At 45.4% G+C, this 890-nt stretch carries 1 protein-coding gene and 1 pseudogene; one reads left to right on the top strand and one right to left on the bottom strand.

Going from position 1 to position 890, the window contains the following annotated elements; all coding sequences use genetic code 11:
- Nucleotides 1–321: 321 nt before the first annotated feature.
- Nucleotides 322–621, bottom strand: coding sequence for a 7(1) septoil knot domain-containing protein (locus Xhom_RS25095; RefSeq protein WP_069315961.1), 300 nt, complete (start codon nucleotides 619–621; stop codon nucleotides 322–324).
- 87 nt (nucleotides 622–708) lie between these two features.
- Between Xhom_RS25095 and Xhom_RS25090 the strand changes: the two are divergent.
- Nucleotides 709–890: pseudogene (locus Xhom_RS25090) on the top strand (hypothetical protein); the annotation flags it as partial.

Raw genomic sequence — 890 nt, 5'->3', positions numbered from 1 at the left:
GGTTAAAGGAATATTGATAACGCACGCTGTCACTTCGTTCCCACCGCGTACCTAACGCACACGGACTGGTGGCATTTTTATTTGCGCCGGGTTATCGCCGTCTGCCGGTATTAGCTGAGACCTGTTTCCTTAGCATCAAGCGTACCGACAGAATCAAAATAACCCATGCCACCGTGTAGGACGGTCATTATCAGCAACATCCGCTGTAGGCAGAAGAAGTGATGTGACAGCCGGAGAGACGGCAAATTCTGAACAAGCTATTCACTGAGTGGGTTGTACAGAGTTTTATATCAGTTTTATGCAGACCCAACTTATAGTGAATTACTTGACTGGGCCGGGGAACGAATCGACGTATTTGATAGTAAAGTCAGGGAATGCGTTGACGAACTGAATCTTGTAATCAGGGAATGAATTTACCATTTTCCATTTACTCGGCGCACTCGCGGAACTGGTCACAACTTTGACTCTCAGGTCGGGTGATGAGTTCACAATCTTCACCTTATAGTCCGCACCAGAGCTAACAACTTTAATGTTCCCATGAATTTTAGACACATCGACTCGGGTTTTAGCGTTAGCACCAAACGAAAGTAATGCGGCTAACAGGATGACTAATTTTTTCATATGAACTCCTGTGATTGGCCAATTCATTATAGGTGATTCGAATAATGATAGCCCAATAATGCAGGATTATTTGTCTGGGGAATGAATATGGCCACATTGAATGATCTTTCCAACCAACTGGCAAAGATACGAAAGCAAATCCCGTTCGCTATGGCTCAGGCGCTAACCAGCGTTGCGCGTAAGATAGAGAAAGCACAGAAGGTCGCACTAGAACGTCGATTGGAGAACCCAACGTCATTCACCGTGAAATCAGTCAGAAGTCAGGGTGC

Origin of the sequence: Xenorhabdus hominickii (assembly GCF_002632725.1) — a bacterium.
In the GTDB taxonomy this organism is placed as follows: Bacteria; Pseudomonadota; Gammaproteobacteria; order Enterobacterales; family Enterobacteriaceae; genus Xenorhabdus; species Xenorhabdus hominickii.
Note: the sequence above shows the minus strand (reverse complement) of the source record. Positions and strands in the feature narration are given on the sequence as shown.